The following is a 16,351-nucleotide window of genomic DNA, read 5'->3' on the forward strand; positions in this document are numbered from 1 at the left end:
CGAATGAGAAGTCAAAAAAATAAACCTAATCCACATGTCTGATGAGAATACATACCAACCAGAAGAACTGCTTATAGCTGAGAGCCTTTGGATAGAGGCACTTATCCAATTCAGGATAAAAGAGCTCTGTGGGAATCTGGATGACAAGGAAACCTTGCCAGATCCTCCAGAAGTTCAACACGGCTTACATGCCTATTTCAATCAAATGATTCACCAGCAATGGGATATGGTCGAGAGAGTAGCTATGGGACTTGCCCTCTGTGATCATCTATTTCCTCATTTACTTGATGCTCTTTACACCCGTAATGAGGCTACCGATGTGGTCTTTACAGAATTTGGTGTGAAGCATGAAGGTAACCCTGCCCGACTGAAAATCAGTTGGCAGACCGTCGTTTTTCTTTGTTTATCGACTCCCTATCATTGGCAAACTAAATTGTTTCATTATACGCATCCTAGTCATCGTTTGTATCAACAAAAAATGTTGAACTATCCTGACGAAGAAGTCACGAAACCCTTTTTATTGACTTTAAAAATAAACCCTGACTGGTTCAATGCCTCATTTTATACTGAAGAACTTCCTTTATGGGCTTCTAATAAATTCCCGGCTGATCGTCTAGAGTCACCCTTAAATTGGGCGGATTTACAGTTAGAAACTCCAACTTATACTGCTCTAGAAGAAATGAAGGCTTGGCTTCAGCACGAACACTTCTTATTAACCCATAAAAAATTCGGCAAGATGATTAATGAAGGGATTCGAGTAGCTTTTTACGGGCCTTCGGGAACTGGTAAAACACTTACTGCTTCCTTACTGGGGAAAGAATATAATCGGCCCGTTTATCGGGTAGACCTTTCAAAAATTGTTTCCAAATGGGTGGGTGAAACAGAGAAGAATTTAGGACAAGTCTTTGATCATGCTGAGGATAAAAAATGGATACTCTTTTTTGATGAGGCCGATGCCTTATTTGCTACTCGTGGAGCCGTGGAAAATGCCAATGACAAACGGGCCAATCAGGAAGTGGCTTATTTGTTGCAGAGAATGGAAAATTTTAACGGGGTTATCATCATTGCCACGAATCTCTTGGAAAATATTGACCCAGCCTTTATCAGACGTTTCCAGCTCATGATTGAATTCCCAATGCCTGAACCAGATACCCGTCTGAAAATCTGGAAAAATGTACTTTCCGATACCTTCCCATGGTCAGATCAATTAGACCTTGACCTCATCGCTCAGGAGTACGAACTAACCGGTGGGAATATCAAGAATATCTTTCGTAGTCTGACCCTAAAAATATTAAATCACCCAGAAGAAGATAGACAGATCACTCAAGCAGGACTAGAAGAAGTCATTCATCAAGAACTTAAGAAAAAAGGTATTTATCGAATTACCAGACAATATTAAATACAGATTCAAGCTTACCAAAATCATCTAAAATGCATATCACTCATGGCTAAAAATAATCACTCTTCAGGAAAACCCTTATCAGTTGACGTTCTGGATTCAAAGTTCAAAGATGGAGCACAACCCACTGGTAATGACTTTGCAAACCTCATAGCTTCAACACTTAATTTAGTAGATGATGGCATTGAATCAATCGATAAAGGAAAAATAAAATTATCCAATGAAGAGCATAGTATCGTCATATGTCCTGAAAAAATAAAATCTACAAATCAACTTATACTAAAGACGCTAAAAGGTAACCTGAAGCTTCATCCTGAAGAGGGCGAAGTACAGCTCAAAAATCTGAGTATGGAGAATTCAGAGGCTACTATTGAGCAGATTCAGGGACAAATCATCACAGGACAAGACAAAGTTAACAAAAAAGCATTACCTACCACTAAAGCAGTTGTCGATTATATCAATCAATTTTCAGACAATACAAAAGAAGCCGTTCTCACTCTATTTCAAACTTTGTATGCTACCTATACAAATCTAGTCATACAAGCCAGTAACCAGCAAATTCAAGTATTAAGATCCCTTTTAGAAAAAGAAAACATCTACAACTCCATCAGTGACTGCCTGAAGTGTGGAACCCCTGGAAGCATCTATGTGATGAGTACTACTGGAATATGGAGGGAGTACATTAATATCGTACGAACTAACGAAAGCTTTTCCTGTATGAACACCTTCGACTGGGAAAGTCTAGAACTGATCTTTTCTCCCCAAACCACACTTTGTCCTCCTCTTGACGATGGAAAAGTAGGGCAATCCAATCTTATTAACATTATAGGGCCAAGTATAGAAGAAGGGCAAAAGCCTGAACAACTGAATGTTAAAATTACTGCAAATATTAATGGCGAAAAAGAACTACTCAAAAAGAAAACTAGAGCCATCTATTGTCAATCTGCCACTCTCGATTTTACAGGAAATATAAAGAATGCCTCTTCAGTAGAAAGTGGTGGTGCCATCAAGGTAAGTAAGCAAGGAAAAATAAAATTCAGAGGAGAAATAAATGGGTGTCAGTCAGATCAGTCTGGTGGAGCTATTGCCATAGAGCAAGGGAGCCATATGTATATGAAGGGTGACATTCTGAACTGCCAAGCAGGTTGCCCCCAGCAATGTCAGGAAAGCCTGCCACTCCGGAATGGAGGTGCCGTGTCGAATGCAGGCACCTTTATTTTACAAGGCAATATTTTAAGCTGCAAAACGATGCAGTCAGGAGGAGCTGTAGAAAATAAGGAAGACGCTTACCTAGAGGTCCAAGGAAACCTCTACGGTTGCCAGGCCAAAGAAAACGGAGGGGCTGTATACGGAGGTGGAAAAATCAGAGTCTCAGGAATCAGATCCTGTCAGGCCATGCAGTCTGGAGGCGCCATGTATCTGTACCAAGCCAGTGAAGTATTTATGAGTGACTGGATTGAAGACTGCACAGCCAAACAAATAGCAGGAGCCCTTTACCTTGCTCCCATGGAAGAGCAAGCTATAAAGGTACAGGTATTCAACATTAGGAATTGTGGTATCGTGCAAGATCTAGATAAGATAATCGAGCAATGGGTTTATGCTTCCGGAGCTAATACCTTGCTTATACTCACTTCCTTTGTGATTGATCTCTACGGAGGGGTCGGTAGATTAAACAACCTCCTACAGCTTAGTGCCGGAGCAAATTTATACTATTCTAATTATAGTGCTTATAATATAGGAACTCCAACAAGTTCACTGTAGAGTTTAAGAAGAATTATCTAAATCTCATTTAATAATCGATTCTGGAATCAGAATCATTAACTATAATTTTATAAATAATTATGCAAGAACAAAAGCAAAAACAAGAAGAACTAAATCTAAAAAAAGATGAACCTAAAGGTAATTCTCAGTCGAAATTAAGTTTACAAGACTATAAAAACTATGCGCTAATTACAGGATTAACTTATTATGGTGGAAACCAATTTAAGAAAAGAATGGAAAATGTAAAATCTCCTTATCCTATTTATAGAAGCCCTTTAGATATAATAATGAAACAAAATTATTTTAAAAAGGCACCAAGCGGTATTAAAATGGTAGCATTATCAGCTTTTCTATCAAGTTATGGAATAAGTAAGTTAAATAAAAATGGTCATTTTGATGTTATTAAAGATTTAGCAAAGTACACAAAAAAGGGGACGGCACAGTATGATCCTAAAGATCACCAATATTCAGAAAATATTTAAATATAAGTATATGGTGTTTGTTTAGTAGTATTTGATAAAGGATCTAGTGTGTTAGCTAGATCTTTTATTTTTGTGGGGGGAATTAATAAAATATAACGCTTCAAATGTTAATATCATCCAATGTCAGCATAAATGAAATGATATCCTGAATTTCCGACGGGGACAGATGAAGGGAGTCTGATGGCAAGGTTTGATGGGCTAGGTTAAAGCCTCTGCCATTTCCTCCGCCTGCATTATAGAAATCCATGACTTCTTCCAATGTCTCAAATACGCCATTGTGCATATATGGAGCCGTTTTATTGATATTCCTAAGCGTTGGCGTTTTGAAAAAGTGCTTTCTTTCGGGGGTTTGGAATATATCATATCTGCCCAAATCGTTGCTTACAGGCGAGTCATTGCTTGCATTGTCGGGAACTCCCAAAGATTCAAGTTCGGAATGCATGAAAGTAGGAGGAAGGGTTCCATTGAATACGGGAGCGAAATGGCATGTTCCGCATTGCGCTTTGCCCATGAATAGATTGAATCCATTGATTTCGTTTTCGTTCATGCTCTGCTCCTCATTTCTCATATTCTTGTCAAATTTTGAAGTGAATTTGTTTAGATCTCTGATATAGGAAGCGATCGCATTTCTTATGTTCAAAGAATTAATCTTGCCAGCATACAAAGAGTCGAAATCGCTTCGATAGGCAGCGATGGACTTTACCGTTTTGGCTATTTGTTCGGATGAGGAATGAAATTCATTTTCGTTTTCGACAACTCCTAAAATCTGTCCTTCCAATCCTTTCGCTCTTCCGTCATAAAAAAAAGATTTTTGCAAGGAAGAGTAAAGCAGGGTAGGCGTGTTCCTTTTTTGCTTGGGAAATTTTGTCAAGCCATCGGTGAATGCTAAATTCTCGTCATGGCATGTAGCGCAACTCATTTTTTGGGATAAAGAAAGTCTTTTGTCATGGAATAGCTTTTTTCCTAATCTGGATTTTTCTGCGTTATGAGAAAGTTGTTTGTCAAAATCTATAAAGTGGCTAGTATTGAATGTCGATTTTGAAAATAGGCTTTGCGCATTATTGGCAATGGCTCTTTCAAAAGGAAAGTTTACTTGCCAATCACTAACGGTTTTATTCCATAGATTAATCTGTCTTCGCACTCTGTTTTTTAGAAAGTCATATCGGTCGAAAGCTTCAAAGTCGGTTTGGCTCAGAGTTGTTTTTGTTTCGTTGATTTCATTTTTCCATTCCTGCAAGAGTTGTTTATCCGAGAATTTAAAGGCATAGATATCTAAAACCTGAGAGATGTAATCATAGCAAAAAATGGATTCTTCAAGCGATTTGCCACTAGCAGGACTATCAAAACCTGTAATGCTTGTCAATGCTATTCGAAAGATTTGTTCTCGAATCATCCAAAGCAAATGATAGTCTTTTATTTGGATGTGGAGGTTGGCTTTTATAAGCTTTAGACGTTGTTTTGTGTAAGTGATAATTTTGAAAAGCTCTTTCTGGTCAAAAGCATCAGCATAGATCATTTCCTCTAATACTTGATATCCAAATGGTTTCAAGTATTTGATATTCGTAGCGTCTTCTTCTTCAACTTTCAAAAAATTGGCTTGGTTGAGAGCACTGTAATTATCCGGATCAGTGAAGGCTAATACCAGCTCCGCTTTTTTGAATGAATCTCTTGATTTGTGATAGAAGTATTTGTGTTTACTATTTTCAGAGACAAGAATGGTGTCTAAATAGTCAATCGCATGTGTTAAGTTTTGAGCATATGAATGCTCTAATTCATTTAGCGCTTTTTTATCCAACAAGTCAGTGCTTTGCTTGGGTTCGCAAGAAATAATAAGAGTTAAAAAAAGGACTCTAAAAAGTCCTTTTAATTTTGAATATGCTGACATGCTTACCTTTCTAATCCTTCAACAACATACAAAATACTGCCTTCGCTATTGCTTGGGCTATCTGTAGCTTTGGGATCAGTAAAGCTTTCATTCTCCCAGCCATGGTTTTGGCTGATGATCATAAATGTGCCTTCCTTGTTGATAATATCCGATATATCAACGACACCTGTCAATTCCCAGATTTTATCAGATGTGCCATAACCATTTGCTTCGGCGGACTTTTGATCGCATTCCAATACTGTTTTGAAAGCTTTGGTTTGCAGGTTGTATTGATACATTCTTGCAAAATGCTTCTTATCCTCTTGATCAAAATAGCCATTTGGATCTTCCTGTATGTAAATATAGTCTTGTGTCACAGCGATATTGTCCGGACTGTGAAATGAAGCTTCAGGACTGCCTTTGATATCGCCATCCAATACACAGCTAATAGAGCCTTTAGTAGGATCATTCTCATTAAGATTTAGCTTGTAAACTCTGCCGAATTTGCTTCCTTTTCCTTCCAGCGCAGGGTGTTTTCTGCCTGTAACGCAAAAATATACTTCTCTATTATTTTCAGCGTTTCCTCTTCTCCAATCAATATCTTCTACGCGAGAAAAGCCCATGACTCCTTTGATTTTGGATTCCTGATCGAGCAGGTCGAATTGTCTTTCATCCAGTTCCACGAATTCAATTGGATACTCATTGCCTTTTTTCATATCCACTTCGAATTGAACTTGCGGATCATTGACTTTAAGACCGTAAAGCTTGCCATTCTCTAGATCCCCTCTATCTCCAATATACATGGCTAGTTGGCCTGAAGGAGTTTCATTGTCAGCGTGGTCATCTCCGATGAGAATAACTGTCTTTTCCGGAAATGCGTTTTTATTTAAAGCTACGGCATTTTCGACAGCCCATTGTCCAAGGCTTGTCAGAAGAGTCGCTGAGCTTGCTTTGGAGGCATCCTTGTAAGGATCTGTAGCGAATACGCCTCTGGAAGACTTGCCAGCTTCTCCCCCCGAAAGATACAGTGGACCAAAACCATGATCTTCAGGCGTGATAATACTTCCTGAGCATTGTGCGGTTCTGGCTGTTCCAACCGAATTGACAATATATTCTCCTCCCACAGGCTTCAAGGTTGAATCAAGTTTAATGCGGGCGATAGAATAATCACCTTCCATATTATTGATAAGCGAGAAGCTTCCGTCTTTATTGGCCAAAAGGGCTGCCCCGTCGGCAGCTGATCCATATACAAATTCAGGGGTTTCAGAGAGTTTGTCTTCACTGGATAGAATAGGGTAGACTTTCAGGTTGGGAAAGTCTTCGCTCACTTTTAAAAAATTTGGCGTTTTGGAATGCGCCTCAAGTTTGATGTGATTTTTAGATTGCGTGGATTCTTGCTTGCAACCAAGGAAAGCAACTGCGATAACAGAAAGTATTATCCTTTTCATTGTGTAGTAGTTTTTAGAGTCGCAAAACTCCACATTTTAATGAAAATAAAAGTTAATGTTTTATTACTTAAATATGGATAATATGAACTTTCTGTTAAAGGCTATGCTTTAAAATACTATTTTGTTCGATTTTTGGCGTTTGCCAAGCTGTCTTGTATAGCTTTTTCTAATAATGCATGTTCACTGCCGGGACCTACGGTTAAGAGTTTTGGACCTGTCGTCGGAACACCGCTGTTAGGTCTAATGAATATTTCTCCATCCGGTGTTCTTTCAAAGAATGTGAACTGTTTTTCGCTGTTTATATGCGTGCAACCTTTGACTCTAAGGATGCTTTTGGGAATGGCGTTGCAAATCTCATAAATGCAATCCAGGTCAGGCAAATCAGGCAGATCCACAGAACACGAAGCCCAATGAGCTTTGAGGTGGTCGAGTTTTTCAGCGGTATTATTTGAAGGAGACAATTGAGGGAGCAAAGTCGCATCGATTTTGCTCATATCAATCACCTGAGCCGTTGGGTTGAGCTTTTTCAAGTGTTCAATTACAGATGAACGTCTTTCCAAAGTTGTTGATTCTGTACGCGTCAATACAATCATTGAGGATACTTGAATCTGATTGGCTTCAAGTTCATTGTGCATTCCTCGTTTTTGCCAGTTTTTGACATCCACTACTGATATTTGAATAGGAGGAAGAAAACGCTTGTCTAATCCGACGCCAAGAAAACCCATCAGAGAGCATGCGTCCGAGGTTCCGTTTGCTTCGATAAGAGTTATTCCATTTTCTCTTTCGGGAACTCTATTGACGAATTCCCTTAGTTCATTTATGCCGCTGCAACATATGCAACTACCGCTTAGTGCTTTGACAGATTGAATGTCTATCTTTTCGGTGAATTGCTGGACGTCAAGGTTCGCATTTTCATAGTCATTCAAAATGATAAAAGGATCCCATCCTTTGTTGATATAATTGTTTGTTAAATGCTTGAGCAATGTGGTCTTTCCCGCGCCTAAAAAACCAACAATGGTGATTATTGCTTCCATGATCTTATGTGTAGAATTACTGTTTACTGTTTTTAGTGGATACTAGCCTTTCACAAGTTCAAGGTTTTGACTCGTTGATTTTAGCAGTGTGCAAAATTGGTCAATCTTGTGTTTGCTGATATGCTGCATTACGACAATATGCGCCTTGTTGCCTTGAGTCGCCAGTTGGTATTTTTGCACAATCTCATCGCAAGGTTTTTCAAAAGTAACGATTAATTGATCAGCATTATAAGCGACATCAGGGTAGTTCATTTCGTTCAGGCTATTGTAAAGGTATTGGGCGTTTTCAATGCAGGTCATTGCTTCTTCTTTAAATCCATTGACACCCTTTTTCTGAATGATATACCAGAAATTCAATGCTAAAAAACCATTTCTTGAACCGCTAATTGTTGTGTCGTTCGCTTCCAAATAAGGTATCCAATTAGCGTCTTGGAATGTAGCGTCGTGCATGGATTTATTGGCAAGTAAAACTCCGCAAGGATGTATCGTGCCAGGGAATTTATGACCTGAAATAGCTATGCTGCTAACTCCATTTGCGAATAAATCTTCTTTGGAACTCAAGAATGGGTAAATGAAGCCCATAAGCGCCGCATCAGCATGAATGTAAACGTCTTCTTTTGGAATATGTAGCTCATCAAGCACATTATGGATTTCGCTAAGTTCATCCATGGCGCCAGTCATAGTAGTGCCGATATTTAGATTGATGATTAAGCCGTATTCTTTATGCTTTGTATTTATTGATTTTATTTTCTCAGTTAAGTTTTTATAGTTCATTTCGCCGGATCCGTCGCAGTTTACTTGAAAAGCGTCTACGTTGAGCAGGTGAGCGTTTTTAGGAATGGAGTAATGACTGGATGAAGAAAAAAGGAAAAAGGGCTTCTTATTCTTTTGTGTGAAATATTCTCGGCCCATATATAGACCATATAAATTGCCTTCTGTCCCGCCACTTGTAATATAGCCCCAATAGGATTCCAAGTCATATAATTTGGCTACGAAATCCAATACTTCTTTTTCGAATTCTTTGGTGTGCATCTTGGCATTGCCATGCACAGAAGGATCTCCTGCATTATTCAGGTGCAACTTTGCCAGACCGCTAATTCCAAGTATGGACAAGTCGTTGTTTTGAGGTATTTCAGGGTACCCAAAATAGGTCGCAGAGTTTCTTATCTGCTCAGCTAAAAATTCAGTTAATCTTATTTCCGCTTGAGTGAGTTTCTCTTGATAATCGAATTCTTCCATTCTTTACTTTCTTGCTCCTTGTTTGATATCTTCCAATGCATTAATTATAACATTGGCTTATAATCATGTCTAATATCTAATCAAAATAATAAGATTATTTACTAAATAAAATGGAGTAAGTGAATTTGCAGGTGTTTAAAACCAAATTCATCGCAATGTTAGGCAGATGACTTGAATTTGTCGCTTATCTATTGTTCGGAACTTTAATCAATTTGAGCATATTCATTTTTATGAATTGTGTTTTGCTCAGGAGTTTTGATGCTTGGAGCGAATTTGAATCCTATAACCAAAATGTCATCCACTTGCTTTTGATTGCCGATTTTCATCCAGCTATTGATCTTTGATTCGAGAATGAACTTTTGGTCATCAAAGGAATGATGGTGTATATCCTTTAGAAGGCTTCTAAAAGGTTTTGCCATGAATTTATTGCCATCCTCTCCGCCAAATTGATCTTGAAAACCATCAGAGGAGATATAAAAATGCATTTCTTCTTCTATTTTTATGACTTGTTTTGTAAAGTTGGATCGGTGTTTTGTTTTTCTACCGCCAACGGAAAGTTTGTCACCTTTTATTCGTGTAACTTCATCGTTGTGAATGCATATCAAGGAGTTTTTGGCACCTGCAAATTCTAAAATATTCTTATCCAAATCCATTACGCATAGCGAGATATCCATGCCGTCTCGATTTTGGGTTTTGTCCTGCCTCAAAGCATTTTCCACTTGAGCATGCAGTTCGTCTAAAATGAGGTGAGGCTCTAAAATGTTCTTTTCAGAGACAATACGATTTAAGAATGAAATTCCCAACATAGACATGAATGCTCCGGGTACGCCATGTCCTGTGCAGTCTGCCGCGCAAATCACGATCTTATTATCTTTTTCATAAAACCAATAAAAGTCCCCGGATACGATATCCTTGGGCTGAAAGAAAATAAAGTGTTCCGGGATATTTTGGATTTCTTCCACGTCAGTTAATGCCGCTTTTTGAATGCGCTCCGCATAGTTGATGCTTGCGATTATTTTATTGTTTTTTTTCTCCAATTCTTCTTTTTGCCCTTCAAGCACTTTGTTGGTTTTTCGTTTGGCACTGTAATTTTTGAATAAAATAGCAGTAAGTATCAGCAATAAAGTCAATGATAATCCAATGGTCGCCGAGATGATGGTTTGTCGCTCTGATTTGGCTTTATAGATTAAGTTTTCTTTTTCCTTTTTGTCGGCTTCATATTTTACTTGCATTTCCGCTATCTGCTTGCTCTTTTCAGTATTGAATATGCTGTCTTTGAGCGCAGAGTAGGATTTATAAGCATTCAATGCGGCTTCCTTGTCGTTGATCTTTTCAAAAAATTCCGATTTCTTCAGATACGCATCTTGTACGATTGAATTAAAATTCATTTTTTCTGCTTTTTCAATCGCTTCGTTTAAAATGCCTTCAACTTTGGCATATTGCTTTTTTTTGATGTAGACATCAGCAACATGAATCATATTGGAGGTCATGCTCTTGACTCCATTTAGTTTTTTGCTTAGTTCAAGCGCTTTATTATAATTCGTTAGCGCTTTATCATAATCTCCCAGTTCATCATAAGCTTGGCCTCTGTATTCATATATGTATATGGCTACTGTATTATTTTCATTATTTGATTGGATTAGAAGCTCTTCCGCTATTTTAAGCTCTTCCAAAGCTTTTTCATACTCTTTGAGATAAACATAGTTTAGTCCAATATTGCTCCGGGCAGCTATAATTCCATCAAAGTTCTCTATCTTTTCGTGTGCTGCGATGGCCTTTTCTTGATATTTGATAGCTTTGTGATATTGCCCGTAAGCTTTGTAAATAATCCCAATATTGATGTATGCCGAACCCATCCCAATGTAGTGCGAATCTTCTTCGCACATTTCAACGGTTTTTAAGAAGTACTCCAATGCTTTGTCATATTCGCCTTGTGTCCAATAACTAATTCCTATGGTATTAAGGTTGATCGATACAATATGTTTTTCATTGTATTTTTCGTTGATTTTTAAACTTTTTTCAGCTAGTTCTCGGCTTTTATAATGATCGGAGTCCCAATATGCAAATGCCAAACGGGCTAAAAGATGCATCTGGACAGAGTCGTTTTTTTCTACAGCCAATTTTTGCTCATAATCTTTTATCGATGAGTTTTGAGCTTGCGAAACTTGAAAAATAATGATGTGAATAATGAGTAAAAGTAGTTTTTTCATAGGATTCTGGAATCTAATCAATTCGATGCGAATCTTTCTGTAAGCGTTTGGCATTGATTAGCGTTTAATCTTTCTTTTCTAACACCTTTTCAAGATAATAATATATTTTGCTAATTAAAATTTTCCATTTAATTGGATATAGATACAATCTGAGTCAATCGAATGTATTAATGATTATAATTTATGGGCTTTATAGTTCAAAATGAGAGATTATGCTTAGATGAGTAAATAGTTTCATATGAATACTGATTGATTTTAATATAGTCTACGAGCAATTAAAATGGATTATGAATTTATGGTTTTCGAAAATATTTTTTGTTCTTTCTTTAGTTCATAATCCATTTTGTAGTAAAAGTTGTGCGCCAAAATTCTTTTGCTATTGCATCTGACTCTGATGGACTGAATATCGTTTATTGCCATTTCAAGTTTTTCAACCAGCATTTTGCCTATGCCTTGATTTCTGAATTGTTTACTGACGATAAGTCCGGCGATTTCTCCAAACGGTTCGCCGGTCAGTCGAATCGCTATGAAACCATGAATGAAGCCAACGATTTTATGACCGATAGTGGCTACGTATGCATACTGGTCATTCTCGCTTATTATATGTTGAATGTGTTTTTGCACCATTGAAAGATTTGTTTTGTATCCAAGTTCTTGATTCAATTGGACAATGGATGAACTGTCACTAGTTTCGATTTTTCTGATTTTAACTATTAGCTTATTGAACATGAAATACGTTTTTTGATTTATTTTAAATATTTAAAGATAAAAAATAAAAATAATCAAATATTCTTTATATTGTGGATATAGTTAAAAGCAATATTATTTATATGATTTTTATAAGATGAAGAAATGGGTGATTTTTTTATTGATAGCCTTGCCTCGTTTAGTCTTTGCGCAGGAGAAAGAAATTCTAAATACATACACAAAGAAAGAATTGCAGGCTGATTTTGATTTGATGGTCAATGCAATAATAGAAGGGCATGGAGGTTTGTACTGGTACAATTCTTATGAAGCCTTTGATAGCATTTGCTCTGTTGAAAGGAATAAAATTATTGAGGGGATGGATTCTTATGATTTTTTTAGAATAGCTTCCAAAATTGTGACAAGCACAAAAGAAGGGCATTGCAGAATTTATTCATCCAGAGATATTGGCGAGTATTTTAGGAAAAAGGCCAAACTAATACCAGTTGTCGTGAAGGTGATTGATAGTGAGTTGTATTTATTAAATAACATTAAAGAACACTCGACAAAAGGGAAAATCTTGAGAAAGGTCGATGGGGTGGAAATTCAGGCCCATGTTGACAAAATTTTGGAATATTCTCGAAAAGCTTCTGATGGATTGATTAGAACGGGGAAAATCAGGTACAGTATTGATTATGCAAATTTTACGAATTACTATGCTGATTATGTTGGTCAAAGAGATATTTACCGTTTAGAGCTATTTGATCCGAATACCAAGGAGCTTGAAACTTTGGAAGTGAATGGAGTGAATGCTTTGGATTTTAGAGAGATACGAAAGCAAGTAGAAATACCTTATTTTGATTCACCCATTGAATTAATTCTTAACCATGAGCATCAAACAGCTCGCTTGGCGCTGAATTCATTTAGACATACTTATTATCATCGTGATGGAAATGAAGATCTTGCATTCAAGAGTTTCAAGATGAAAATTGACAGCGCGTTTGAAGCGATCAAACGAAATAAAATTGAAAATGTCATTATTGATCTTAGACATAATAGCGGAGGAACGGAAGGTTATGAAGATTATGTGTTTTCATATTTGACAGCGGAATCTTATGAAAAGTATCAATGTGTTCAAGCAAAAGCTTTGACATTTTCATTTTTGTCCTATACGCAATACAATACGTATGAAAAGCAAAAAGAATTTGAAGGCTATATGGAGAATGAGTTTCAGCTTCATAGTGATGGAAGGTACTTGAGAAAACCAGAGTTTATGCCCGTGGAGGATCCTAGAGAAGATTGTTTTAAAGGCAAAATCTATGTGTTGACTTCAGGCAGGACTTATTCGGGCGGTTCTGAGCTAGCGAGTTTGTTGAAGATTCATACTGATGCAATATTTGTAGGTGAGGAGACAGGTGGAGGATTTTATGGTCAAACTAGCGGGATGGGCTTGAACCTAAGGTTGCCAAATACCAATATTGGCATTGATATCCCTTTGATCAAGTTTGTGTTAACGGATTTTCATCATGATATTCCTTTTGGCCGTGGCGTGATTCCTGACTATCAAGTAGAAAACACTTATGAAGAGTTTATTGGTAAAGTCGATGTGGAAATGAACTTTGTGATGAATTTGATTTCAAAGCGTAAGCGATTGTAATTTAATAGAGATTGTTCCGATGAAATACTATATCATTTTATTTTTCCATGGAGGATGATCTGGAAAGTCAAGAAAACAATCAATGTAAATATTAATAAGTAGAAAGTTTAATTTTATCAAAATGATATCTAGGCAGACTGTATACATGCTTTTAATAGCATGTTTGTTTTTTCAGAATTGCAAACAGGCAACGAATCACTCAAAGAGTAAATCGATGAATGAAACAGAGTCTATCATTGCAAAACATGCGAATGAATTTTTGATTCCGCATAATATACACTCTGTGTCGATTGGCGTCTTTAACAAAGGCGAAGAATATTCTATGCATTTTGGAGAAATATCTCCGGATGGAAATGAGTCGCCTACTGATTCGACATTGTACGAGTTGGCATCGATCAGCAAGACATTTGTTGGAACTATGACAGCTCAAGCCGTTTTGGACAATAAGCTGTCTTTGGATGATGATATTAGAATCTATTTGGAAGGAAAGTATCCTAATCTTCAATATAACGGAGAAAAAATCACGATCAAGCATATTTTGACGCATACATCAGGCTTTCCTAATTTTCCCAAAAGCATGGAAAGCAAAGAAGTCTTCTGGGAGGAGATCAAAGAGATTGAAATCAACGAATCGCCGGGAACAAAATGCTCTTACTCGAACACTGCTCCTGAGTTGCTGGCTTATATTTTGGAACGAGTTTATGATACGCCATATCAGGCATTGGTAGTGAAAAATATCCTAGATCCAAATGGAATGAAAGACACTAAAGTAAAGCTATCTACTTTGGAGCAAAATAGATTGATTCAAGGCTATAATGGAGAAACAGAACCTCAGGCCCATTTGAATAATCGCCTTTGGGGAGGAATTGCGGGTTATCATTCGACTACGCAAGATATGATCAAGTATATCAAATTTCACCTCAATGAAGATAATCCAGTCGTAAAAGAGTCGCATAAAAACTTCTATTCAACAAGTGATGATTATGATATAGGCTATCATTGGAATATAATAGAAATCGAAGGGACAACATGCTATCTGCATCATGGAGGCATATGGGGAATGCAAAACTGGTTGATGGTTTTTCCTGAGGATAATATTGGGATTGTGGTATCTTCAAATGCAAGCTTTGAAGGAATCGACGACCGCTTATTCGACTTGGCTGAGGGAGTTTACAAGGAGTTGAGGTGAGAGAGGGATTAATTTTATTGAAAGCTTATTATCAATATTTTACTATTTTGTTATGGTTCTTTATTGAGATATTATTTATAGATATTTTTTGTAATTTAATAATGATCTGCTAATGAGAGTGTTTAAGAAGTAAAGGAAGCGGGTTTATTTAAGAAATATTCATTTATTCAAATACATTCTTTTACGTTTATGAGAGTTGCAACATTTAACATCGAAAATCTAGATAACAAACCTGATGAAAAAAATCCATCATTAGCTCAAAGAGCTCCTGTTTTAAAAAAAGAATTAGAAAGAATCAATGCTGATATTATTTGTATACAAGAAGTTCATGGGCAAGAAACAATAAATCATACTGTTGAAAATCCAGAAAGAAATTTGTCAGCATTGGATTATGTAATTAAAGGCACAAAATATGAAGATTATAAAAGAGCTTATACTACAACTGCCGAAGGTATGCCCAGAGATAAGAGAAATTTGGTGATTTTGTCTGCGTATGAGATTCTAGAATTTTATCAATATAGAAATTCATATATTTCTAAATTAAAATATTTACCTATAACAGCTGATGAGGGAGGAGATGAGGTGAAAAATGTGATGTGGGAGAGACCGATTTTACATGCAAAAGTAAAATTGCCGAATGATGAAATAATTCATGTTATTAACGTTCATTTTAAATCCAAACTATCATCTAATATATCAGGTCAAAAAGTAGGGTTTGGGTGGAAAAGTTCTGCGGGATGGGCTGAAGGATATTTTTTATCTTCGATCAAAAGAGTTGGACAAGCTTTGGAAACAAGGATACTTGTTGATAAAATATTTGATAATGATCCTGATGCAAATATTTTGATTTGTGGTGATTTTAATGCTGAGCCAGGTACAGTACCTGTTGAAGCTATCCAAGGAAGAACAGAAAATACTAATAATTCTGAATTGAATTCTAGAGTTTTAGTTTCTTGTAGTCGTTCCATAGCAGAATCAATAAGATTTAGTCATTTACATCATGGGCATGGGAATTTATTGGATCATATATTGGTTTCAAGATCTTTGTTTCAATATTTTAATAAAGCAGAAATTTTTAATGAAATGTTACATGACGAAAGCTTACCTTTTGCATATGATACAAAATACCCTGAAGCTGATCATGCTCCATTTATTGCTACTTTTAATATCCAGTTTTAGATGAGAGTAATTTTTGAATATTTATATTTAACTAAATAATATATTTATGTTTGTTTACGATTAAATATTTGATGCTTTGAATTAATTGGCACAAACCTGTTTCTTTGTTTTATTTTCTATATCTAAATTTATTTTCAAAATACTATATTTAAATATTTGTATTATTTCACAGCTTGTGTTGGGCATGCGGCAAGCTGTTTATACA

Annotated in this window: 12 protein-coding genes; 6 read left to right on the plus strand and 6 right to left on the minus strand. The window is 36.6% G+C overall.

The features are described from left to right. Positions 1-34 precede the first annotated feature (34 nt). From AABK36_RS10155 to AABK36_RS10165, 3 genes are all read left to right on the plus strand, one after another. Positions 35-1,399 carry an ATP-binding protein gene (locus AABK36_RS10155; RefSeq protein WP_309939873.1) on the plus strand — a complete coding sequence of 455 codons (1,365 nt, stop codon included), beginning with the start codon at positions 35-37 and terminating at the stop codon, positions 1,397-1,399. A 45-nt stretch (positions 1,400-1,444) separates the two neighbouring features. Further along, positions 1,445-3,160: a hypothetical protein gene (locus tag AABK36_RS10160; RefSeq protein WP_309939874.1), complete on the plus strand. Its 1,716-nt coding sequence runs from the start codon at positions 1,445-1,447 to the stop codon at positions 3,158-3,160. Positions 3,161-3,240: 80 nt separating this feature from the next. Continuing rightward, positions 3,241-3,642, plus strand: a complete 402-nt coding sequence (locus tag AABK36_RS10165; protein WP_309939875.1) for a hypothetical protein — start codon at positions 3,241-3,243, stop codon at positions 3,640-3,642. A gap of 100 nt (positions 3,643-3,742) precedes the next feature. On the opposite strand, the gene AABK36_RS10170 is transcribed toward AABK36_RS10165, so the two are convergent. The 6 genes from AABK36_RS10170 to AABK36_RS10195 all read right to left on the minus strand — a co-directional run bounded on the left by AABK36_RS10170 (position 3,743) and on the right by AABK36_RS10195 (position 12,166). Beyond that, positions 3,743-5,527, minus strand: a complete 1,785-nt coding sequence (locus AABK36_RS10170; RefSeq protein WP_309939877.1) for a cytochrome-c peroxidase — start codon at positions 5,525-5,527, stop codon at positions 3,743-3,745. 2 nt (positions 5,528-5,529) lie between these two features. Beyond that, positions 5,530-6,954 carry a PhoX family protein gene (locus tag AABK36_RS10175; protein ID WP_309939878.1) on the minus strand — a complete coding sequence of 475 codons (1,425 nt, stop codon included), beginning with the start codon at positions 6,952-6,954 and terminating at the stop codon, positions 5,530-5,532. 116 nt (positions 6,955-7,070) lie between these two features. Then, positions 7,071-7,988: a GTP-binding protein gene (locus AABK36_RS10180; RefSeq protein ID WP_309939879.1), complete on the minus strand. Its 918-nt coding sequence runs from the start codon at positions 7,986-7,988 to the stop codon at positions 7,071-7,073. A 42-nt stretch (positions 7,989-8,030) separates the two neighbouring features. Continuing rightward, the gene (locus AABK36_RS10185) at positions 8,031-9,227 is read right to left on the minus strand and encodes a histidine decarboxylase (RefSeq protein WP_309939880.1); all 1,197 of its coding nucleotides are present in this window, start codon (positions 9,225-9,227) and stop codon (positions 8,031-8,033) included. Between the two features lie 203 nt (positions 9,228-9,430). Then, positions 9,431-11,491: a tetratricopeptide repeat protein gene (locus tag AABK36_RS10190; RefSeq protein WP_338390325.1), complete on the minus strand. Its 2,061-nt coding sequence runs from the start codon at positions 11,489-11,491 to the stop codon at positions 9,431-9,433. A gap of 231 nt (positions 11,492-11,722) precedes the next feature. Further along, positions 11,723-12,166, minus strand: coding sequence for a GNAT family N-acetyltransferase (locus tag AABK36_RS10195; RefSeq protein WP_309939884.1), 444 nt, complete (start codon positions 12,164-12,166; stop codon positions 11,723-11,725). Between the two features lie 115 nt (positions 12,167-12,281). Here AABK36_RS10195 and AABK36_RS10200 point away from each other — a divergent pair, with 115 nt between their 5' ends. The 3 genes from AABK36_RS10200 (at position 12,282) to AABK36_RS10210 (ending at position 16,146) form a co-directional block, all read left to right on the plus strand. Then, positions 12,282-13,778, plus strand: a complete 1,497-nt coding sequence (locus AABK36_RS10200; protein WP_309939886.1) for a S41 family peptidase — start codon at positions 12,282-12,284, stop codon at positions 13,776-13,778. Between the two features lie 214 nt (positions 13,779-13,992). Then, a complete protein-coding gene (locus tag AABK36_RS10205; protein WP_309939887.1) occupies positions 13,993-14,967 on the plus strand; it encodes a serine hydrolase domain-containing protein in 975 nt (324 codons plus the stop codon). A gap of 189 nt (positions 14,968-15,156) precedes the next feature. Further along, positions 15,157-16,146, plus strand: a complete 990-nt coding sequence (locus tag AABK36_RS10210) for an endonuclease/exonuclease/phosphatase family protein (protein WP_309939888.1) — start codon at positions 15,157-15,159, stop codon at positions 16,144-16,146. The last annotated feature ends 205 nt before the right edge of the window (positions 16,147-16,351 follow it).

Origin of the sequence: Aureibacter tunicatorum (assembly GCF_036492635.1) — a bacterium.
In the GTDB taxonomy this organism is placed as follows: domain Bacteria; phylum Bacteroidota; class Bacteroidia; order Cytophagales; family Cyclobacteriaceae; genus Aureibacter; species Aureibacter tunicatorum.

Bases quoted from the DNA above. Each gene is read 5' to 3' on its own strand.
- AABK36_RS10155 (WP_309939873.1), top strand. From the start codon at position 35: ATGTCTGATGAGAATACATACCAACCAGAAGAACTGCTTATAGCTGAG.
- AABK36_RS10160 (WP_309939874.1), top strand. From the start codon at position 1,445: ATGGCTAAAAATAATCACTCTTCAGGAAAACCCTTATCAGTTGACGTT.
- AABK36_RS10165 (WP_309939875.1), top strand. From the start codon at position 3,241: ATGCAAGAACAAAAGCAAAAACAAGAAGAACTAAATCTAAAAAAAGAT.
- AABK36_RS10170 (WP_309939877.1), bottom strand. From the start codon at position 5,527: ATGTCAGCATATTCAAAATTAAAAGGACTTTTTAGAGTCCTTTTTTTA.
- AABK36_RS10175 (WP_309939878.1), bottom strand. From the start codon at position 6,954: ATGAAAAGGATAATACTTTCTGTTATCGCAGTTGCTTTCCTTGGTTGC.
- AABK36_RS10180 (WP_309939879.1), bottom strand. From the start codon at position 7,988: ATGGAAGCAATAATCACCATTGTTGGTTTTTTAGGCGCGGGAAAGACC.
- AABK36_RS10185 (WP_309939880.1), bottom strand. From the start codon at position 9,227: ATGGAAGAATTCGATTATCAAGAGAAACTCACTCAAGCGGAAATAAGA.
- AABK36_RS10190 (WP_338390325.1), bottom strand. From the start codon at position 11,491: ATGCCAAACGCTTACAGAAAGATTCGCATCGAATTGATTAGATTCCAG.
- AABK36_RS10195 (WP_309939884.1), bottom strand. From the start codon at position 12,166: ATGTTCAATAAGCTAATAGTTAAAATCAGAAAAATCGAAACTAGTGAC.
- AABK36_RS10200 (WP_309939886.1), top strand. From the start codon at position 12,282: ATGAAGAAATGGGTGATTTTTTTATTGATAGCCTTGCCTCGTTTAGTC.
- AABK36_RS10205 (WP_309939887.1), top strand. From the start codon at position 13,993: ATGAATGAAACAGAGTCTATCATTGCAAAACATGCGAATGAATTTTTG.
- AABK36_RS10210 (WP_309939888.1), top strand. From the start codon at position 15,157: ATGAGAGTTGCAACATTTAACATCGAAAATCTAGATAACAAACCTGAT.